The organism is Peribacillus sp. R9-11, from assembly GCF_031345095.1.
Classification (GTDB): domain Bacteria; phylum Bacillota; class Bacilli; order Bacillales; family DSM-1321; genus Peribacillus; species Peribacillus butanolivorans.
This window is the reverse complement of sequence record NZ_CP133763.1, coordinates 3,611,745-3,633,434: the sequence shown is the minus strand read 5'-3', so window position 1 is coordinate 3,633,434 and position 21,690 is coordinate 3,611,745. Positions and strand designations below refer to the sequence as shown.

Sequence of the window (21,690 nt, the reverse complement as noted above, 5' to 3'; positions counted from 1 at the left end):
TAGAAGTCCGATTTATTTTTATTTAATCTTTTAAGAAAAATCTTGAGTTGCTATCGATTTCTTTTTCTTCGATGGCAACTCAGCGAGAATCATGCCAAGGAAAATGAATACGCAGCCGATGATTGAAGCAGAAGTCAATTTTTCCCCAATCAATATGAATGAGGAAAACGCCGCAAAAACCGGTTCCATTGAAAAGATTAATGCGACCCTTGTAGGTGTCGTATAAGCCTGGAAGAAGGTTTGTGCGAAAAAGGCAAATGCCGTTGCAAGAGCAGCCGTAACCAATAAGGCGGTCCAGACCTCTGGCTGTAACATGACTTCCGACTTAAAGATTACAGAATAATCTTCATTAAATAATATGGCTGAACCTAAGGATAAAAAAGAAACCGTGAAAATTTGAATCAGAGTTAACGGTAAGGCAGGAAGGGTTTTAGCATACCTGGCAGTCGTAATAATCTGCATGGCAAAACTGATCGCACATAAAAATACTAGAAAATCACCAACATTCAAGTTAGAGCGGTCGGCGAAAGTCATTAAATAAAGCCCAATCGTTGCGGCAACGACACCCAATACTGTATTACGTGATAGCCTCAGTTTTAATAGCAACAAAGAAAAAACTGGTACCATGACAACACTTAAGCCTGTTATGAAGCCAGTTTTGGCAGGGGTAGTATAATTCAAGCCTATTGTTTGAAAGCCATAACCCAAGAAAAGCCATACCCCGATATGAAGTCCTGCAATTAACAATTTCTTGTTCCAGGTTTTTCCCCTTTTATGTAAGGTTAATAAGTAAGGTATAAACAAGAAAACAAAGGCCATAAAAAACCGGATAGCATTAAATGTGAAAGGTTCAAGAAAAGAAAGGGCATTCTGCACCATAACAAATGTGACACCCCAAATGAATACAACAAACAATAATGAAACATCAGCTGTCTTTTTCATTATTTTCCTCAACTTTGTTTAAACGAATGGCCCGTCGTGCTAGCTCATCAGCTCTCTTATTTTCGAGATTTGGAATCCATTTCACAAAAAATAACTCAAGCTGGTCTGATAACTTAAGTGCTTGATCAAGCAAGGTGGCGTATTTTTTTTTAGCAAACCTTTTTTCAATGGCCTGGTTGATGGCCTGGGAATCGGTCCGAAAAGAAACGACTTGATAATGACTGGATATACATATCTCCAATGCCTTGATTAAAGCATGGTATTCCGCCTCATGATTTTCCATATTTCCAAGTGGGATGGAATGACGCTCGACTACACCGTTATTATTAATGAAAATTCCTGCGCCGCTCGGCCCCGGATTGCCCGCACTGGCTCCATCAATATACACTTCAATCATGATGTTCCTCCTCGAGTTTACACTGTTCATATGCTATGATTAGTAGTTGTTTCATATAATAATTAAAGACTGATAGATGTGAATCATGAAATTAAAAAGATTCTAATTCAACAAGAGAATTTCAGGCTGTTATGGGAACTATAAAGAAATAATTAAAAGAATATTTGATTGTTTAAATTATATTATAAATGGTATTCCGAAAAATAGGTATGAAAATTGACAAACTTTATCATGGAATAGATGACAAGGAGCTGGAAATCATTGAAGGTAATTATGCAATGGACATATCATGCTTCAAAAAAACCAACTGCCGATTTTGTTTCCGATTGGTTGGATGCTGGTACTGCCTTAGTCATTACAGAAGATCTTGAAAAGGCGGGACGTTTGAAGGAAGTGGAATTCAAGGATGAATTCGATACAATTTGGACAAAAAAAGAGTTAAAGAAACTCTTAACAGAGGTAGAGGAGGAACCTCAGGATGTGACGGTTTTTTTTGATGGTGGTTTTCAAAAAGAGCAAAGAGTAGCCGGAATTGGTGCAGCTATATATTATCGACAAGGGAAAAAACACTGGCGTATACGGACTAACCTAAGGCTTGAGCAATTTGAATCCAATAATGAAGCAGAGTATGCTGCCTTTTATGAAGCAGTGAGGCAGATGGAGGAACTTGGAGTCCACCACCAAAGCTGTTTATTTAAAGGTGATTCTCTTGTTGTATTAAACCAACTTTCTGGAGAATGGCCCTGTATGGAGGAAAACTTAAATAAATGGCTGGACCGTATAGAAGCGAAGTTAGAAAAATTAAAGATTATCCCGGTCTATAAGCCAATTTCACGGAAAGAGAACCAGGAAGCCGATCGTCTGGCAACACTTGCTCTTCAGGGAGAAGTCATATTTAGCAAATCGGAAATTGCTGAGTTAAAGGAGTCGTAACAAAAATGAACAGGAAAAAAATATATGAAGAAGTAGAAGATGTAATTTCCTCATTTTGCCATGAATGTTTTTTACAAAAACATTTTCGAAAAGAATATGGTCGTTCATATGCTCACCAATTCTGCATTTCTCAGTGTACAGTTGGTGAGAAATTAAAACAGCTCGGCAATGAACTTAACGACCGTTCTTAGGCAAAGAAAATAGCATTCATTTTCACACAAAACCAATGAATAATATGGTATTATAGGTAAAAAATAGAGAAAAGTGTGAGAGAAATGAAATATAGAAAAGGGAAGCTAAATAATGAGATTTCCCCTCTTACAATTCCTGAAATTGATTTCATAATGGAAGAAATGAATAAAGGGAAAGAAAGCGAATCAGTTAAACAACATGTACAACCCAACGTAAGAATTCATGAAAAAATTAACGGCGCTTCTGAGCAAATTAAAAATTTATTTGAAGACATCCGTAAAGAAGAAAATATTCAGCTTGAAACTGTTGAAGGAATTAAAGCTGAAATTGTTCCTATCATCGAGGAGGCTGCAAAGAACCCTGATATTTATTACCTGTTCGAAGAGATGCAGGCAAAAAATGAATATACGTATAAGCATAATATTGGTGTAGGAATCATTGCCACTTATTTGGGAACAAAGCTTGGTTTATCGAAGGAAAGTCTTTCAGATCTGACATTGGCAGCTATTCTGCATGACGTAGGTAAAACGAGGATTCCTGAGAGATTATTAGAAAAACCGGGGAAACTGACTGCGGCAGAGTATGATGAAATAAAACGCCATACAATTTATGGATACGAGCTCCTTAAAAGTATCCCGGGCATTCCACCCTCGATTGCTTTAACGGCTCTTCAGCACCATGAAAGGGAAGATGGGCAAGGCTATCCCCATAAATTGAAAGGAAGTAATATTTACTATCTTTCGAAGATCGTGGCAATAGCTGATGTATTTCATGCTATGTCATCAGATCGTGTTTATCATCAGGCTATGCCATTTTATAAGGTGATTGAGCAAATGAACCGCGATGTTTTTGGGAAATTCAATCCGAAAATGTTGCTAGTATTCATTAACCAATTGATGGGTACCTTAGTTGGGAAAGAAGTCATGCTTACTAATCAACAAATCGGAACAATTATCATGATAAATCCTTACGAGCCTCTTAAAGTTTTAATGAAAACTAATTCAGGTATCTTAGATTTAAGGTTAGAAAAAGAATTGCAGATTGAACGGATTATAGGTAAATGAGGAAAGAGCCCGATTATTATAAATCGGGCTCTTTCTCACTATGCTTTACTGAATCGAAATAGGCTTTGAGCATTGCTTTATTTTCGCTGAAGTCAGCAATAGTATATTGGTCAAGGACCTTTAGAAAAGCATCTAAGGCATTATTAAGTACGAATTTTAATGAACAAACGGGAGAAATCACACAGTTATCGTGATCTTTAAAACATTCCACTAAATAAAAATCCTCTTCAGTTTTCCGAACTAATTCCCCTACATTTATTTCAGCAGGAGGTTTTGCGAGCCGGAAACCGCCATTTCGTCCGCGTATTGTCTCAATATAACCTAATTTACCGAGATTATAAACAATCTTCATGAGATGATTTTTTGATAGTTGATAAACCTCAGAAATCTCTTTAATATTTGACAATTTGCTTTGATCTTGGGAAGCCAGGTAAATCAACACTCTTAGTGAGTAATCGGAATAACTCGTTAACCTCATGTTTATCGCCTCACATTCTATCCCTATTTGACTATATCATAAATGTGAACATTTTTTAAACATTAATACTAATAGTATAAAAAGATGTATTTTATATATTGCTTTTCAAGTCATTAAGTTCTAAGATAAACATGTATTTAAAATACTTGTTTAAGAAGAGGGGTTTACACATGCTATCCCAAAAAACTATCGACATCATCAAATCCACTGTACCTGTTTTAGAAGTACATGGTACAACTATTACAACTGTATTTTATGAAAATCTTTTCGAAGCGCATCCTGAACTATTGAATGTTTTCAATCACGCCAATCAGAAAAAAGGACGCCAACAAAATGCACTTGCTAACACAGTATTAGCCGCAGCTAAATATATAGATCAACTTGAAACGATTTTACCAGCTGTGAAACAAATAGCACAAAAACATAGAAGTCTGGCTGTTAAACCGGAACATTACCCTATTGTAGGAGAATTCTTATTAGGAGCAATTAAAGAAGTATTAAAAGATGCGGCTACCGAGGAAATCATCCATGCGTGGGGAGAAGCATATGGAGTCATTGCCGGTGTATTTATTAGCATAGAAAAGGAAATGTACGATCAAGCTTCCAATCAGGACGGAGGATGGTCTGATTTCAAACCATTCACTGTAGTGGAAAAAGTACAGGAAAGCGATGTAATTACTTCCTTTTATTTAAAGCCAGCAAATGGTGATGCGGTTCCATCTTTTTTACCTGGACAATATGTGACCATACGTATGGAGATACAGGGTGAACGTTACTTATTCAACCGTCAGTATAGTTTATCAGCTTCACCTGGAAAAGATTACTTCCGGATTTCTGTCAAAAAAGAAAAGCCGGGAATCTCTCCAGATGGTAGAGTCTCAAACTATCTGCATGAAGTTATTCAGGTGGGAGACATGATAGACGTAACCGCTCCTGCTGGAGATTTCACTATCAACATGGAAAAACAAACACCTCTAGTATTTCTTAGCGGCGGCGTTGGAATAACTCCTTTCATGAGCATGGTACATGCGGTTGCTGATCAAAAGCCCGAACGTGATGTACAATTCATTCATGCATCTGAAAATGGTGCATTGCAGCCGTTTAGAAGTGAGTTGACAGAACTTTCTCGAAAATTGACTAATTATCAATTATCCTTTGTTTATAAAAATCCGAGCGAAGAAGATAAGAACTTACCGAATTTTGAGAAGCAAGGTTATATGGATGCGGAACTATTAAGCAGACATGTAAAACCTGAAGCAGATTATTATGTATGTGGTCCGGTCCCGTTTATGAAAGCTATTATTACTTGTCTGAAAGAGCTTGGGATAGATCCAGAAAAAATCCACTATGAATTCTTCGGCCCAGCGATAGCGCTTTAAGATTTAATAAAGGTTTTTGAATGGTGTTGACATCAAGAAGATAATTTTGCATACTATATTAAAACCATGAACGTTGAAGGAAGATTAGTATGCGAAAATTTACTGTGACAGAGAGCGGTGTTAATTGCTGGAAGACCCGCGACAGGAAAGCGCAGAACCTGCTTCTTGAGTCCTATGCGAAACATAGGCGCAAATCCTGGCGTTATCAGGCAAAGTGGGATGCATAAATTTGCATTCAATGAAGGTGGTACCACGGAGAGAAGCCCTTTTCGTCCTTGTTTAGAGGACGAAAAGGGCTTTTTTTCATGTCTAAGATATTAATTGGAGGAAAAAATCGATGGAAAAGAAGCGCATCGTTGTAAAGATAGGAAGTAGTTCTTTAACCAACACACAAGGTGAAATCGACCAAAAGAAATTTTCCGATCATATCCAGGCAGTGGCAGCATTAAGGAAGGCTGGACATGAAGTTGTTCTTGTTTCATCAGGGGCTGTAGCAACCGGTTTTCGCAAGCTTGGATACCCTTCAAGACCTGTTACTCTAAAAGGAAAACAGGCAGCTGCAGCCGTCGGGCAAAGCCTGTTGATCCAGTCTTATATGGAACAATTGGGGCACTTTGGAATTGTTCCAGCACAAATTTTACTTACAAGAAAAGATTTCTCAAAAAAAGATCGGTATAAAAATGCCTATGCCACATTAATGGAATTGCTTGAGCGGGGCATTCTCCCGATAATAAATGAAAACGACACCGTATCGGTAGAAGAGTTGACTTTCGGTGATAATGATATGCTATCTGCTCTTGTAAGCGGGCTTGTCCATGCCAACAACCTGATTATTTTAACTGATATTAATGGGCTCTATGATTCCAATCCCCAAACAAATCCAGAGGCTAACAGATTTGATAAGCTTTCCGAAGTTACCGAAGAGTTATTACAAATGGCTGAAGGAGCGGGTTCAAGTGTTGGTACGGGGGGAATGAAATCCAAGCTGATTGCAGCGCAAACAGCACTGTCTCTTGGAGTCAAAGTATTTATCGGTTCAGGAGAGGGTAGTGAAAAACTTCTTACAATACTTTCAGGAAATGGTGATGGCACGTATATTGGCAATGATGTCTTAACAACTGTTACAAAAAACAAACAGTGGATTTCCCTTCATTCAAAAGTATCCGGGAAAATCTATGTCGATGCAGGTGCAGAAAAGGCACTAGTTTCAAATGGCAGCAGTCTATTACCGGCTGGGATTTATGATATTAAAGGAGTTTTCAATAAGGGAGATGTCGTCGAGGTCTTCGGGGCAAATGGATTATTAGGACGTGGAGAGGTTCTATATTCCGAAGCGGAGTTAAAACAGGCGATGGGCAAACGAACAACGGAGCTTGTACTAACTTCCATTGAAGTAATCCATCGTGATAAATGGGTGAAGGCATAGTTGTATATCAATTTTATCGAAGGTAAAGGGGGCTTATAAAATGAGTGAAGTGATTGCGAAAGGAAAGGCAGCGAAAATAGCAAGTTATCAGCTAATCGGACTGTCTACCGAACAGAAAAATGAGGCGCTTGAGAAAATCGCCATGCAACTAGTTATTGATAGAGAAAGTTTGTTAATAGAAAACCAAAAGGATCTCGAACAAGGCCGGCTAAAAGGTTTTAGTGAGTCTACGTTAGACCGAATTATGTTAAACCCTAAACGTATTGATGACATTGCCGCGGCGATACGGCTATTGATTGAATTAAAAGATCCAATAGGTGAAAAATTGGAAATGATAGAAAAAGAAAACGGTTTATTAATTAAAAAATTACGTGTCCCAATCGGTGTTATTGGAATGATCTATGAAGCAAGACCGAATGTGACTATTGATGCAGCTACATTATCTTTAAAAACAGGGAATGCGGTCATATTACGGGGAAGCTCTTCAGCAAAGTATTCCAATATGGCGCTAGTCTCTTCTATTCACGAAGCATTGAAGAATACGAAAATTCCTGTAGATGCTGTTCAATTAATTGAAGATACAAGTCGTGAGACAGCTAAGGAACTTTTTCACCTTAAAGATTATTTAGATGTTTTGATTCCGCGCGGTGGAAAGAATTTAATTGAAACAGTAATTAGGGAGTCTACCGTCCCCGTCCTTGAAACGGGGGCAGGTAATTGTCATATCTTCATCGATGAGACGGCAGATTTAACCATGGTAGAGAATATTGTCTTAAACGGTAAAACACAGCGTCCTTCCGTTTGTAACGCAATTGAAAGCCTGCTTATTCATGAAAAATGGTTCGAAGAAAATGGGAAGAGTCTTTTGGCAGTCCTGAACGAAAAGGGCATTGAAATATACGGTGATGAAGCGGTTTGTAACGCTTTTCCTGAAGCCAAAACTGCTACGGAAGAAGATTGGTCAACAGAGTATTTAGCATTGAAAATCAGCGTGAAAACCGTCAGTTGTGTTTCAGATGCTATTGAACATATTAATCGATATGGTACAAATCATTCCGAAGCAATCCTGACAAAAGATGAACAAAATGCGGCTGTCTTCTTGAATAAAGTAGATGCAGCAGCAGTTTATCATAATGCTTCCACACGTTTTACTGACGGATTTGAATTCGGTTATGGCGCTGAAATAGGCATTTCTACACAAAAGCTTCATGCGCGTGGACCAATGGGCTTGCCGGCATTAACTTCAAGCAAATATTTTATTTATGGCGAGGGGCAAATCCGGGAGTAATTCCATTTTTTAATAGATGGTTATCAAAACTCACTTAAGGGTATTGTACAGTACATTACTTTTAAAGGAGAAGATACCATGGACAATAGATTTATAGCAATTTATGATAATGAAAATGAAGCAACCTTAGCAGTTGAAAATTTAAAGAAAAAAGGATATTCATCCGATCAAATATCATTAGTTGCTAAAAATATTGATAAATTACCAAATGAAGCCGAAGAAGTGAGTCCTACAAAGACTGATGGATTCGTAGCCGGTGCAGCAGCAGGTGGCGCTCTTGGTTTAACTGGTTTAGTTATTGGGATGAGTGCATTGGCTGTACCTGGAATCGGCCCGATATTAGCTGCAGGCCCTATTTTCACCACATTTGGAGGAGCGGCAGCTGGGGCAGCATCAGGTGCCGGAGGATTGAAGAAGCCATTATTGGATATTGGTCTAGATGAAGCAGAAATCGATCGGTATGTGGAGGATATCAAGGCTGGGAAAATTCTTGTCATAGCAGATCCTATTTTAAGTAAGTCGTAAGTAAAACCTCCTTGAATTGAACAGATCTACGATGATGGACAACTGAGCTCCCTGGTCTCAAATGCTCAATATGAAACAGGTAGTGTTTATAGAAAAACCCCGTTCAGAATTTCTTGAACGGGGTTTTTGTGTTTGTACATCAATTTTATTGTCAGTAACTTTAAAATCAAAAGGAATTCCACATTTGTATGAAGAATATAAGGGATATTGTCCTATTAGTGTGAAAGGAATGAAAATTTCGAAAAATAAAATAGGTATTAAATGAAATGTCCTTACCAAGTAATTGGTTATATGAAGAGCAGGGGGGATCACCCATTTTTAGTTCAGTTTTTGATTTCATTGAATCACTAAATAATGAATACTTTAAGAAATTAAGGTGAAAATTTTACTCATAATGATTTTACGCCTATAAGAAGTTAATGTTAAAAGCGTATTCTAGTGATGAAAAGCAGGAGAACATAAACATTCGAAAAAGAAAAAGGTTAGTGGCGTAATGTAAGTAAAGAGACTTTAAAAAGTTTTATGAGATACTTTGAATGTGATACCCATCCCCCTTTAAGAAGGTGAATAACGTATTGGATGATAATCAAAACCAATCTTAATACTAGGGTTTAGAATTAAAAGTGAAAAGGCTGTGTATTGAAAAAACCCACGATAACAGGGTTTTTTATTTTTCAAAGGTGATTTTTAAAAATAAAATATCTAATTTCTAAATAAATTCTTTTGCGGTTTTGAACGAAAATTTTTGTTTGGCATTCTTAGCTATCTCGATTATATCAAGTCCTGGTTTGACTAGAGCTTTAATAAGAGGTTGCTGAGTTATAATATTCAATAAACCAAAATGAATTTTACGCTGGAGGTGTGTGTGTTGATAAAAATTAAACTCGTTGTTCCTCGAAAAGGGTATATTACGGATGCGTTTGAAAGATTTGAGGAATTCAACCAGTTGGAAGAGTTGGAAAATAAAGATAATGGTTCAGTGAAGTTTGTGTTAGAGGAGGTAGTTGTGGATGCTGATCAGATTGTGAAGTTGAAGCTTGATGCTGATGTAGTCATCTCAAGGGGATTAATCACGAAACTTTTAAAAGAAAGCAATGAATTTATTCCTATCATTGATATACCTGTACAAGGTATTGATCTCATTCGTTGTCTGTATGATTGCAAGGCACGTTTTGGCAGTAAAAAAGTGGCCGTTATAGGAGCGCTAAATATGATTTATGGAGTGGAAAACCTTTCGGATATAGTTGATTTGCCAATTCAGTCCTATATATTAAATGATATCGAGTCCTCAGCCAGTTTAGTAGATTTAGCTGCCAGTGATGGCTGTGAGGTGGTGCTAAGTGGTTTAAGTACCTGTAAATATGCTGAAGAGATAGGATTGGGAGCCATTCTAGTTGACACTGGAAAGGAATCATTTCGGCAGGCGTTGATTGAGGCGAAAAGAGTAGCTCTAGTCAGTAGAAGGGAACAGGAGAAGACCAAGCGTTACCAAACGATTCTTAATTATGCCTATGAAGGAGTTATTGCTGTAGATTTAAAAGGACAAATATCTGTATTTAATACTGCCGCTCAGGAGATATTATCCATTTACAAGGGGAGCTTAATTGGAAATTCTATATACGATATAATAAAACAGGGAAAATTTCGTAATATGCTGTTAAGTGACGATGAATACGAAAAAGATATTGTTGCTTACCAATCTATTCAATTATCGGTAAAAAAAGTTGGGATATTTTTAAAAGGTAAAAAAGTAGGAGATATGGTCGCCTTTCAAGATGTTACACGCATTCAGGAGATGGAAGGGAAGTTCTATAGGAAGATTCATTTACGCGGACATGTGGCTAAGTACACATTTGATGATATATTGTTTCAGAGTTCCGAAATTAAGAGGACGATTGAAACAGCTCAACGTTATAGTGAAGTAGATTCAAATATTCTTATAATTGGAGAAACCGGAACGGGCAAGGAAATATTCGCCCAAAGTATACATAATCATAGCAACCGGAAAAATAACCCGTTTGTAGCCATTAATTGCGCTGCGCTTCCCGAAAATTTATTGGAAAGTGAGCTATTTGGGTATGCAGAAGGAGCTTTCACAGGGGCAATGAAAGGCGGAAAGCAAGGATTTTTTGAACTGGCACATAGAGGTACGATCTTTTTAGATGAAATAGGAGAAATCTCTCCAAAAATGCAGAGCCGGCTGCTACGAGTCCTGCAAGAGCGAGAAATCATGCGCATCGGTGATGATAAAGTAATTCCGGTTGATGTGAGAATTTTGTCGGCAACGAACAAAGACCTCATGCAAATGGTTAAAAGTAATGACTTTCGGGAGGATCTGTATTATCGCTTGAGTGTACTGGACCTTGTATTGCCTCCACTTCGGGAACGAAGAGAAGATATTCCGTTATTGGTGAATGCTTTTATTCAGAAAGGTCTTTCGGATCAAAAACAAATTAAGATTACGGATGCTGCAAAGAAAAAGCTGAGTGAAGGAAATTGGGAAGGGAACATTCGTCAATTGCAAAATTTTTGTGAGCGATTAAGCGTTCTTTATAAAGACAAGTTAATTGATGTGTACGATATCGAAATGTACTTTCCGAATAAGAGTAAAAAGAAAATACTGTCGAATCAAGAGGAAGAAAGGGATATGTCACCAGGGATACATTTATCCGAGCGTGAAAGAATTGTTCAAACGTTAAAAAAGGTTAACTATAATAAAGGAAAAGCTGCCTCTGAGTTAGGGATGAGTCGCACGACTTTATGGAGAAAGTTGAAAAATTTGAATATTGAAACAAATTGAAACGAAATGAAACTATTTAATTCAATTTGAAACAATTTGTTAACTTTATTTATTTATTAATTAGAGAACTAATTGGCTTCTTTCTTGGATAAACTGATGTTTTTTATGTTGGCACGATTATTGTATATATACAATGGAGTAGGAAAGATACTTCTTTCCAGGTTAACATGAAAGGGTGTGGGCATATGAGTCATTTAGTGTATATTCCTCAAGATATTGAGAAAGAGGGGAAAAGTTATTTAGTAGAGAAAGGCTATAAGATTAAAGTAGGGTCTGATCTGGCGCAAGAAATTCTTATGGAAGAAATCAAGGATTGTGATGCAGTATTAACGAGATCAACGGCTGTAATAAATAAAGAAGTTATTCAAGCAGCTGAAAATCTCAAAGTAATTGCTAAGTATGGAGTGGGCTTGGACAATATTGATATCGAGGCCGCTACTGAGCGTGGCATTTATGTAACAAATACGCCAGAGGCAAATGCGAATGCTGTAGCTGAACATGTAATGGCATTAATTTTATCTTTGTCCAAAAACTTAAGCTTGGCGGATAAAGAGCTACGCAATGGGAATTTTGCTATCCGTAATCAACTTTTTGGCATGGACTTGGAAGGCAAGACTTTGGGGATTATTGGACTAGGGAGAATCGGTAGAATTCTGGCAAAAAAGGCTTCTAAAGGCTTCGATATGAAAGTAATTGGCTACGACCCATATGTTACAGCTAGCACGAACTTGGAGTTAGAGATAGCAACAGATTTAGAATGGGTATTCAGAAACTCTGATGTTATCAGTCTGCATCTGCCGTTAACGAACACAACAAAAGGTATAATAGGAAGCCGTGAGTTTTCCTGGATGAAACCTTCATCCTATTTTGTAAACGCTTCCAGGGGAGGTGTAGTGAAGGAAAGTGATTTAGTAAATGCTTTGCAAGCGGGCGAAATTGCCGGCGCTGGAATAGACGTATTTGAAGTTGAGCCTCCTGATAAATGGAATCCTCTTTTTAAATTGGATAATGTGATTGTCAGTCCTCATAATGCGGCATTGACGAAGGAAGGTTCGATACGCATGGCTGTACATGCAGCAATGCAAGTGGATCAAGTTCTGACTGGCGTGAATCCTAAGTGGGCTGTAAATGAGCCCTTAACTAAAGGGTTGTCAATGTAATAATACAAGTTTAATTATTTGTTTTTTATAGAATAGTAATATATGAAAAGATCGAGTTTGGCATTAGTTGATAAGGATGGTGAATAAATGAAGAAAAAAATAATCTTTGCGATAAGTGTGGTACCAGCACTTGGTTCACTTGTTGTTATCAATCGAATTGAACCTTATGTTTTAGGAATGCCATTTGTTCTTTTTTGGGCCATATTATGGGTTTGTCTTACATCATTGTTTTTGATAATTGCTAATAAACTTGATCCTTCAACCAAGGAGGAAGAAGAGTAATGAATGCAGCCCTTCTTGTTATCCTTTTCTTTCTAGTTCTGTGTATTTGGTTAGGGCTACAAGCACGAAAAGGTAAAAATATGAGTTTGGAACAATGGGCTATAGGTGGACGAGGTTTCGGCAGTTTTTTACTCTTCTTTTTGATTGCCGGTGAAATGTTTACGACATATACGTTTTTGGGGGCAAGCGGCGGCGCTTATAGATCTGGTATGCCTCCTGCCTTATACGCTTTCAATTGCTTCTATTTCGTAATCGCCTATTGGCTGTTGCCGCCAATTTGGAAATATGCCAAAAAAAACAATGTCATATCTCAATCTGATTTTTATGACAAAAAGTACAATAGTCCGGCTTTAGGTGTGCTTGTGGCGGTAATTAGCGTTATTTCAATTATTCCTTATCTGATCATGCAATTAAAAGGGTTAGGAATTATCGTATCGGAAGCCTCCTATGGGTCCATCTCTCCTAATGTGGCCATAGTTGTAAGTGTAATTGCGATCACAATTTATGTAACTGCTTCAGGGATGCATGGAGTAGCGTGGACGGCGGTTATTAAAGATATCATGATTTTGGCAGTTGTCGTCTTTATGGGGATTTATTTTCCACTTCATTATTACGGTGGTTTGCAGCCGATGTTTGAAGCAATCGATACAGCAAAACAAGGATTATTGATATTCCCTGAACAAGGATTGAGTATCTCTTGGTTTATTTCAGCTACGATTATGACAGCACTGGCATTCTATATGTTTCCTCATATGTTAGCGGGAGTGTTTTCTGCAAAAAGTCCAAAATCACTTCGTTGGAATGCTGGAGTTATGCCAATTTATCAAGTAATCATCATTTTTTCGCTTTTTATTGGTTTTTCTGCGATTCTTCAAGTTCCGAATTTACAAGGAGCAGAAGCAGACTTAGCTTTATTTAAAATGGCGAAGATGTCATTTGATCCCTGGTTTGTTGGAGTTATTGGAGCATCAGGGGCGATGGCCGCCCTTATACCTAGTTCACTCGTGTTGACGGCTACGGCCACGATTCTTTCAAAAAATGTATATAAGGTGTGGAAACCGAATACATCAGATGACCAACTTCGGAGATTGAGTAGGATGTTAGTACCTGTCATTGCTTTAGTGACACTATACTTTACGTTCAATGGCGGGGAGTCGATTTTTACTTTGTATCTTATGGCATATAGCTTTATGGCACAGTTGTTCCCAGCACTATTTTTCAGTCTGTGGAAAAAAAATCCTGTTACCGTTCAAGGAGCTTTTTTCGGAATGATCGTTGGAATTCTAATTGTCATATACTCGACTACTTCAGGTACGACACTTGCCACATTATTTCCATCTCTACCACAAGCAATACAGGATCTTGATGTGGGGTTAGCTGTACTATTTATCAACATTGCAGTGACTTTAGGAGTAAGTGCTATTACAAGAAAAACTTCAATTGAGATGGAAGAAGATAATAAACAAGTTTCCGGTATAGGAAAACTTGTAAAATAATATTAAAAATGAGTTCAAGATTAATTTAAACATAAATTACTAGAACGAAAACACGTTCTTGAAAGCGGGAGGCTTATTTATGAAAGTCAGTGGAGGTAGGGCAGTCGTAGAAGTAATGGCTAAAGAAGGGGTAAAAAAAGCTTTTTGTGTACCAGGTGAAAGTTATCTTAGTGTAATGGATGCATTATATCAACATCCTGAAATAGAACTTATTTCCGCCAGGCATGAAGGAGGTGCCTCTTTTATGGCGGAAGGGTATGCGAAGGCATCAGGTGAGGTAGGAGTTTGTATGGCAACGCGTGGAGTGGGTGCTACAAACTTAGCTATCGGTATTCATACTGCTGCTCAAGATTCAACCCCAATGGTTGCGCTTATTGGCCAAGTTGAACGCCCTTTTAAAGAAAAGGAAGCATTTCAGGAGGTAAATTTGACGGGTTTTTTCAGTCATTTATGTAAATGGACGGTAGAGATTGATCGTGTGGAAAGAATCCCAGAATTATTGCAACGGGCGTTTCATATGGCGAGATCGGGACGTCCTGGCCCTGTATTAGTGGCTTTGCCGCATGACATGTTAGAAGATGAGGCAGAGTTGAACATCTATCCTTCTTATCGCTCGCTTCCTCCTCAGCCACATATGGAAGTGGTGAAGCAGGTGATAGAGACGATACAAAACGCGGAGCGCCCCGTATTGATTGCCGGTGGCGGTGTGATTCATGGTAAGTCTAACAGGCTGCTTGTACAGTTTGTCGAGGCGATGAAACTTCCTGTTGTTACCGCTTTCCGTCGATTCGACGCGTTTCCGAACTCACACCCTTGCTATGCAGGATGGCTTGGGTTTGGGACACCTCAATATTTACTTGATGCAATTCGAGATGCAGATGTAGTTTTGGCGTTAGGGACGCGATTCTCTCAAGTAGGAACACAAGATTACACCTTGCTTTCTGAAAATACAAAACTGATCCATGTGGATATTTGTCCCGATATTTTTGGTAAAGTGTATGCTCCTTCTCTAGCCATAGAAGCAGATGTCAAGAGTTTCTTAGAACAAGCGCTGCAAGCGTCAGGATCAGATTCTTCTATTTCAAGCGAAGATAATATGAAAGAATTGCACGATAAATATATGAAATTTTCTGAACCAAAGGCCGACTACACAGAAGATTTCGTGGATATGGACGGATTAATGCATGACATTACTGTCTGTCTTCCGAAAGATACCATTATTACAAATGATGCCGGCAACTTTTTTGGATGGCTATCCAGATATTATCGTTTTGAACATGAAAACACATACGTGGGGCCAACGTCGGGAGCCATGGGATATGGACTGCCTGCGGCAATTGGGGCAAAGCTGGCGCAGCCTCACAAACATGTTGTTTCTTTTTCAGGAGATGGCGGCTTTATGATGACTCTCCAAGAGATTGAAACGGCTGTACGATATAAAATTCCGACTATATCAATTGTGGTGAACAACAATATTTACGGAACAATCCGTGTACATCAAGAAAGGCATTTTCCAAATCGGGTCGTTGGAACTGACTTGTCCAATCCTAATTTTGCCGAATTGGCCCGCTTATTTGGAGCGCATGGTGAAAAGGTTGAAAAAAATAGTGATTTTGCGCCAGCACTGCAAAGGGCGATTGCTTCAGGGCTTCCGGCTGTAATTGAAGTTGCAGTCAATCCAAAGATTCTATCTGTTGCCCAAAACAAGAAGGAAGTACACCAAAAGCTATTGTCCAACAAATAGTTGCGGGGCATATATGCTGTGGCATTGTTTTTGCATTAGAAGTTAGTGGGAATAATAAAAGATTTTGGGGAGGTTTCACAGATGTTCAAACCATATTTAGTTGTGGAATGGAATGATACGGAAACAGATGCAAAAGGTTGGCTGGTCGTGCATAACTTTGTCAAAGGCTACGCAGGCGGCGGTACAAGAATGCATCCAACGGTCACAAAAGAAGAGGTTCAAAGGTTAGCTGAGGCGATGGCTTATAAGTATGTAGCCGGTGAATCTGAGACGACTGGCGGATGTAAAGCGGGCATTGCCTATGACTATAAAGCGCCAGACGCGTATGCAGTATTAAGAAGATTTCTAATTGCGATGATGCCTTATATAGACATCGGGGTATCTTTAGGCAGTGATTTAGGTACCAAATATGAAGATGTGCTCAAAATATTTAATGAATTTGGTATTGATATCCCTCTTACGAAATCAATGAAGCAGAATCCGAATGTTCTACAAGGGATAAAGGACTTTGATGAATTGTTGAAAACAAAAATTGACGGTTGTATTTAAACGATGTCGTAACAGGCTATGGTGTAGCATTTTCGGCAGATGAGGCCTGGAAATTTAAAAGCGGAAAAGATGGAGCGAGAGTTGTCATTCAGGGATTCGGCTGTGTAGGAGCAAGCTGCGCATTGAAAATGTCCCAGTTAGGTTATAAAGTTGTTGGAATTTCTGATGCAACCCTTTTAGTAACGTGTGAAGAAGGATTAGATGTCCAAAAGCTTATTGATCATAAGAATTTGTACGGAGAAATGGATAAAGACTTTTTTGAACCGCATTATAATGTAAGGTCAAACACGGAATGGCTCGATATAGATTGCGATATTTTAATTCCGTGCGCACTAGAGGATGTCATCCACAAATCTAATGCTAAAAGTGTAAAAGCAAGCTTAATTGTGGAAGCGGCAAACATTCCCCTTTCTTCTGAGGGAGACGAAATCATAAAACAAAGAGGAATTGATGTTGTCAATGATTTCGTTGCCAACCTGGGGGCGATAAGATTTTATGAAGTGGTTATTTTCGGACTAGTTAAACCAAATCCGCAAGCTGTAGTTGATGATATTGAAAAACTTTGTAGGAAAAATACGTATCAGTTGTTTACAGAAGCAAAAAACCAAAATAAATATCAAAGAGAAGTAGCTTATGAAATATTTAAACCGACAATCAGCGACTTGCTAGAATATGCAGAACCCTCCGAAGCGTTACCTGCACAATAATGTGGTTTAATTTCAGAATAATGGGAACTCTCGTTATCTTGTGTTAATCATAAAAGTGTATAGAGCAGTTTATCGATTAGAAACGGGGGGGAATTAATGCAAACAGGACATGAAAATCAGCCAAAAGAATTACAGCGTTCGATGAAGAGCAGACATTTATTTATGCTCTCCTTAGGTGGGGTTATTGGAACAGGTCTTTTCCTGGGATCAGGTTATGCGATCGGTGAAGCCGGACCCGCAGGAGCGATTATTGCCTATTTGTTCGGTGGTTTATTAATGTACTTGGCGATGATTTGTCTCGGTGAATTATCGGTAGTGATGCCGGTGTCCGGTTCCTTTCAGGTCCATGCAACGAAATTTATTGGACCCGCTACTGGATTTGTCATTGGATGGATTTACTGGCTGAGTTGGGCTCTTTACGTAGGCTTAGAATTTGTAGCAGCTGGTTTGCTTATGACTAGATGGTTTCCTGATATACCAGTATGGGTATGGTGTATGATATTTACCGTACTTTTGTTCACTATAAATGCCTTAACAACGAGAAGTTTTGCTGAGACTGAGTATTGGTTCTCAGGGATTAAAGTACTTGCTGTTATTCTGTTCATAATTATCGGTGCGGCAGCGATGTTTGGATTGATTCGTATGGATGCACAACCTGCTCCGTTTTTTTCTAATTTTATGGGTGATGGACTATTTCCTACAGGATTCACGGGTGTGTTTATATCGATGATGACGGTCGTATACGCATTTCAGGGATCAGAAATCATGGGGGTTGCAGCAGGCGAGACGGAAAACCCCCAACAAAGTATTCCGAGAGCGATTCGAAACATCGTAATACGTGTGCTGCTTTTCTATGTTCTAGCAATCTTTATCTTGTCGGCTATCGTTCCGTGGCAAGAAGTTGGGGTGCTGGAAAGCCCATTTGTTACCGTGTTTGAAATGGTAGGTATTCCTTATGCCGCTGACATTATGAATTTCGTAATTTTGACGGCGGTCCTCTCTGTAGGGAACACGGGTCTGTTTGCTTGTACAAGGGTCCTTTTCTCCCTTTCTCAAAACGGAATGGCGCATCCTTCATTTGGAAAGCTAAATCGGCGCGGTGTACCTATTAATGCCTTACTCGTCACCTTGGTCTTTGCCTTGCTGTCGTTACTTACAAGTGTAGTAGCAGAAGAAACGCTATTTGTGGTGTTACTTTCTATAAGCGGGGTTGGAGGTGTACTTACTTGGATGGCGATTGCGTTCGCACAGTACAGATTCCGTAAGCAGTATATCAGAGAAGGAGGAAAGGTTGAAGATCTGAAGTATAGAGTACCTTTCTTCCCGTTTGCCCCGATTCTCTGCATCCTTATGTGTCTAGGTATTTTCGTGTTCACCGCTTATGATTCGACACAGCGCACTTCGTTGTATTGGGGATTAGGTTTCGTCGCTGCTTGCTATATATTTTACTATTTTAGGTATACGAGAAGGAAGGTAGATGTGCCTACCTTTACAAATGAACAGCCTAATGATTTCGTTCAATAGAAATTATTCTTAATATGCCGACAAATGAAAACGTGCAACCATTCGAGTATACACGAATGGTGGAAGAATCTATTTTAGAAGTTTCCAGTAATAAGCAAATCTATCATCTAGAAGTAGAAAAATAGAATACGGGAGGAAATCATATGCGTTACTTAAATTATATTAATGGAAAATGGAAAGAACCAACTACAGGGGAGTATAGGGAAAATCTTAGTCCCCATAATGGAGAAAATTTAGGGGAATTTCCATCTAGTGCTGCGGCTGATTTACATGATGCAGTGGCAGCCGCAAAAAATTCATTTCCTGCTTGGAAAAAACTTTCGTTTCAGCAACGGGCTTCATATTTGCAGAAAGCAGCTGATATTTTGAAAATGAATGTGCAGGAAGTAGGTCAGGATTTGATAAAGGAAGAAGGGAAAACATTCTTGGAAGGGATGGGGGAAGCCAATCGTGCTGCTAGCATACTTGAATATTATGCTGCTGAAGCTCGGCAGCCACTTGGAGAAGTAATTCCTTCAGCGAATGCAAATACATTTTTGTACACTACTCGTACTCCGCTCGGTCCGGTGGGGTTGATTACACCATGGAACTTTCCAATTGCTATCCCTGTGTGGAAATTGGCGCCAGCCCTTATTTATGGAAATACAGTCGTGATTAAACCGGCTGATCTTACACCTAAGTCGGTCTATCATGTGATAAAAGCATTAGATGAAGCGGGTCTTCCGGCTGGTGTCATTAATTGTGTATTCGGAAGGGGTTCTGTCATTGGTGCTGAATTAGTGGAACATCCGGATGTGAAGGCTATATCTTTTACAGGTTCGAATCAAGTAGGTCAGCAAATTCAAAAACAAGCCATTGAACATGGGAAGAAAGTGCAAGTGGAAATGGGAGGGAAAAACCCGCTCGTCGTTCTCGCAGATGCTGATCTTGAAAAAGCAGTGGAAATCGCTGTAGGCGGAGCTTTTAAATCCACAGGGCAAAAATGCACAGCCACTAGCAGGGTGATTGTCGAAGAAGGAATTTACGAAGCATTCCGTGAACGTCTTGTCGCGCGTACGAAAGAATTAAAAGTGGGCGACCCGCTTAACGAAGAAACATATATCGGTCCCGCTGTATCTAGATCACAACGCGATGGCGTGCTTGAAATGATTGATGCAGGGAAATCAGAAGCAACGCTTTTGTGTGGAGGAGAGATTCCGACTGAAGAGGAATTGGCGAATGGTTTTTATGTCCAACCGGCTATCTTTGAAAATGTTCCTCAACATGCCCGCATTGCACGTGAAGAAATCTTTGGACCAGTCATCGCCCTTTTTAAGGCCGGAAATTATGAGGAAGCAGTTAAGATGGCGAATGATACAGATTATGGATTGAGCGCAGCAATTTGCACGAATAATTTAACGGCGGCTCAACGGTTTATTGAAGATGTCGAAGTGGGTCTTGTCCATGTCAATTCGGAAACAGCAGGAACCGAACCGCAAATGCCATTTGGCGGATGTAAAAATTCAAGTGCAGGCAGCCGTGAACAAGGGAAGAGTGCTGTTGAATTTTATACTGAAATCAAGACAGTATATATGGATCGGGTATAACTAGAAAATAAAAATTGTACTAAGCTGTTTTTTGAACTTTAAAATTAGATGATTATCAGGAGGGATTTTCAATATGAGTACGAAAGAAAATGTACAGTTTAGCCCAACACTACCTTATTCACGGTATGTCGATCCAGAGGTATTTAATGAAGAAAGAAATAAGATTTTTAGAAAAAGTTGGATATTGGTGGGGCATGCCAGCCAAGTCGAAAAAGTAGGCGATTTCTTGACATTAGATGTCGCTGGGGAGCCTATTATCGTTTCTCACGGTACTGATGGTGAACTGCGTGCTTTTTACAATATTTGTCCGCATCGCGGAATGAAAGTAGAACAATCTGATAAAGGAAATAAAAAAGTTTTACAATGTGGATACCATGGATGGACATTTAAATTAGATGGAAATGTTAATAGAGCTCCTAATTTTAAAACGAATGAACTGGGAGCACACAGCTGTATGAAATCCATTCGCTTAGAAGTTCAGAATGCTATGATTTTTGTCAATCTAGACAAAAATGCTCCTTCTCTGGCAGAAGCATATCAGGAATTTTTAGAGGAAATGAAAGAGTATCCCTTCTTTGATTCTCTAAAACTAGTTAGGGAAACTCGTCGAGTAGTTAAAGCTAATTGGAAAGCTGTTGTTGACAACTACCTTGAATGTGATCATTGTTCCATTGCTCATCCTGGCTTTGCAAAATCTTTTGATATATCGAACTTTTGCACAACGACACACGACAAATTTACCTATCAATATATGTCAGCAAGTAAGAATGCTGAAGGTGACCAAGCACGTTTTTATTGGATTTGGCCCAATATGATGATTAACGTTTATCCAGGAGACGGGAATGTGAATACCATTCAAGTAATTCCTGTTGATGCAGAGACGTCGCTAGGTATTTATCGTGATTACTCCCTCAATGAAAAAACAACAATAGAAAAAGAAGACTATTTTAAATTTGTTGATCAAGTACGGCAGGAAGATTTTGAACTGGTGGAAAAATTGCAAAAAGGATTAAATTCCCAGGCGTTTACAAATGGTATCTTTTCTCCAACAGAACATGCAGCAGTCTATTTTCATGAACTAATTGATAAGGCCCTCCATGACTAATTACTTTTCTGCTAATAGAAATACACAGCATTAAAAAGAAACGAGAATACAAAGAATTTGTGAATGCCAAGAAATTTTATTCAACCTTTTTTGGAATAGATCTATCGTAAAGT

20 protein-coding genes are annotated in these 21,690 nt (G+C 38.8%); 17 read left to right on the top strand and 3 right to left on the bottom strand.

Features of this window, described 5'->3' with window-relative positions:
* Positions 1 to 30: 30 nt before the first annotated feature.
* Together RE409_RS17580 and RE409_RS17575 are read right to left on the bottom strand one after the other, a co-directional pair.
* Positions 31 to 942: a DMT family transporter gene (locus RE409_RS17580; protein WP_201185583.1), complete on the bottom strand. Its 912-nt coding sequence runs from the start codon at positions 940 to 942 to the stop codon at positions 31 to 33.
* Positions 926 to 1,339 (bottom strand): reverse transcriptase-like protein, encoded by a 414-nt coding sequence (locus tag RE409_RS17575; protein ID WP_053346715.1) that lies wholly within the window; start codon positions 1,337 to 1,339, stop codon positions 926 to 928. Before RE409_RS17575 ends, RE409_RS17580 begins: the two co-directional genes overlap by 17 nt.
* Before the next feature lie 261 nt (positions 1,340 to 1,600).
* On the opposite strand from RE409_RS17575, the gene RE409_RS17570 reads away from it, so the two are divergent.
* From RE409_RS17570 to RE409_RS17560, 3 genes are all read left to right on the top strand, one after another.
* The gene (locus tag RE409_RS17570; protein WP_309446286.1) at positions 1,601 to 2,272 is read left to right on the top strand and encodes a reverse transcriptase-like protein; all 672 of its coding nucleotides are present in this window, start codon (positions 1,601 to 1,603) and stop codon (positions 2,270 to 2,272) included.
* A 5-nt stretch (positions 2,273 to 2,277) separates the two neighbouring features.
* Complete coding sequence (locus RE409_RS17565) at positions 2,278 to 2,463, top strand: zinc-finger domain-containing protein (protein WP_201185582.1); 186 nt, start codon at positions 2,278 to 2,280, stop codon at positions 2,461 to 2,463.
* Positions 2,464 to 2,547: 84 nt separating this feature from the next.
* Positions 2,548 to 3,528 (top strand): HD-GYP domain-containing protein, encoded by a 981-nt coding sequence (locus tag RE409_RS17560; protein ID WP_201250718.1) that lies wholly within the window; start codon positions 2,548 to 2,550, stop codon positions 3,526 to 3,528.
* 16 nt (positions 3,529 to 3,544) lie between these two features.
* On the opposite strand, the gene RE409_RS17555 is transcribed toward RE409_RS17560, so the two are convergent.
* Positions 3,545 to 4,006 (bottom strand): RrF2 family transcriptional regulator, encoded by a 462-nt coding sequence (locus RE409_RS17555; protein WP_053346712.1) that lies wholly within the window; start codon positions 4,004 to 4,006, stop codon positions 3,545 to 3,547.
* A 170-nt stretch (positions 4,007 to 4,176) separates the two neighbouring features.
* Here RE409_RS17555 and hmpA point away from each other — a divergent pair, with 170 nt between their 5' ends.
* From hmpA to RE409_RS17485, 14 genes are all read left to right on the top strand, one after another.
* Positions 4,177 to 5,385, top strand: a complete 1,209-nt coding sequence (gene hmpA / locus RE409_RS17550) for an NO-inducible flavohemoprotein (protein ID WP_309557855.1) — start codon at positions 4,177 to 4,179, stop codon at positions 5,383 to 5,385.
* Positions 5,386 to 5,722: 337 nt separating this feature from the next.
* Positions 5,723 to 6,811 carry a glutamate 5-kinase gene (gene proB, locus RE409_RS17545; RefSeq protein ID WP_201185579.1) on the top strand — a complete coding sequence of 363 codons (1,089 nt, stop codon included), beginning with the start codon at positions 5,723 to 5,725 and terminating at the stop codon, positions 6,809 to 6,811.
* 40 nt (positions 6,812 to 6,851) lie between these two features.
* Complete coding sequence (locus RE409_RS17540) at positions 6,852 to 8,099, top strand: glutamate-5-semialdehyde dehydrogenase (protein WP_201185578.1); 1,248 nt, start codon at positions 6,852 to 6,854, stop codon at positions 8,097 to 8,099.
* Between the two features lie 78 nt (positions 8,100 to 8,177).
* The gene (locus tag RE409_RS17535) at positions 8,178 to 8,624 is read left to right on the top strand and encodes a general stress protein (RefSeq protein ID WP_201223822.1); all 447 of its coding nucleotides are present in this window, start codon (positions 8,178 to 8,180) and stop codon (positions 8,622 to 8,624) included.
* Between the two features lie 868 nt (positions 8,625 to 9,492).
* Positions 9,493 to 11,424, top strand: coding sequence for a sigma 54-interacting transcriptional regulator (locus RE409_RS17530; RefSeq protein WP_201253684.1), 1,932 nt, complete (start codon positions 9,493 to 9,495; stop codon positions 11,422 to 11,424).
* A 185-nt stretch (positions 11,425 to 11,609) separates the two neighbouring features.
* Positions 11,610 to 12,584, top strand: a complete 975-nt coding sequence (locus RE409_RS17525; protein ID WP_201223823.1) for a hydroxyacid dehydrogenase — start codon at positions 11,610 to 11,612, stop codon at positions 12,582 to 12,584.
* Between the two features lie 87 nt (positions 12,585 to 12,671).
* On the top strand, positions 12,672 to 12,866 hold the full coding sequence (locus RE409_RS17520) for a DUF3311 domain-containing protein (RefSeq protein WP_309557854.1): 195 nt from the start codon (positions 12,672 to 12,674) through the stop codon (positions 12,864 to 12,866).
* Entirely contained in the window at positions 12,866 to 14,362 is a 1,497-nt protein-coding gene (locus tag RE409_RS17515) for a sodium:solute symporter family protein (protein ID WP_201185567.1), read from the top strand. The genes RE409_RS17520 and RE409_RS17515 overlap by 1 nt, the downstream gene beginning before the upstream one ends.
* Positions 14,363 to 14,441: 79 nt before the next feature.
* Positions 14,442 to 16,106 carry a thiamine pyrophosphate-dependent enzyme gene (locus RE409_RS17510; RefSeq protein ID WP_309557853.1) on the top strand — a complete coding sequence of 555 codons (1,665 nt, stop codon included), beginning with the start codon at positions 14,442 to 14,444 and terminating at the stop codon, positions 16,104 to 16,106.
* An 81-nt stretch (positions 16,107 to 16,187) separates the two neighbouring features.
* Entirely contained in the window at positions 16,188 to 16,655 is a 468-nt protein-coding gene (locus RE409_RS17505; RefSeq protein WP_309557852.1) for a Glu/Leu/Phe/Val dehydrogenase dimerization domain-containing protein, read from the top strand.
* Positions 16,646 to 17,362, top strand: coding sequence for a Rossmann-fold NAD(P)-binding domain-containing protein (locus RE409_RS17500; protein WP_309557851.1), 717 nt, complete (start codon positions 16,646 to 16,648; stop codon positions 17,360 to 17,362). The genes RE409_RS17505 and RE409_RS17500 overlap by 10 nt, the downstream gene beginning before the upstream one ends.
* A gap of 96 nt (positions 17,363 to 17,458) precedes the next feature.
* Positions 17,459 to 18,886 (top strand): amino acid permease, encoded by a 1,428-nt coding sequence (locus RE409_RS17495; protein WP_201185564.1) that lies wholly within the window; start codon positions 17,459 to 17,461, stop codon positions 18,884 to 18,886.
* Positions 18,887 to 19,029: 143 nt separating this feature from the next.
* Positions 19,030 to 20,472: an aldehyde dehydrogenase family protein gene (locus RE409_RS17490; RefSeq protein WP_201223828.1), complete on the top strand. Its 1,443-nt coding sequence runs from the start codon at positions 19,030 to 19,032 to the stop codon at positions 20,470 to 20,472.
* Positions 20,473 to 20,545: 73 nt separating this feature from the next.
* The gene (locus RE409_RS17485) at positions 20,546 to 21,577 is read left to right on the top strand and encodes an aromatic ring-hydroxylating oxygenase subunit alpha (RefSeq protein ID WP_201185562.1); all 1,032 of its coding nucleotides are present in this window, start codon (positions 20,546 to 20,548) and stop codon (positions 21,575 to 21,577) included.
* The last annotated feature ends 113 nt before the right edge of the window (positions 21,578 to 21,690 follow it).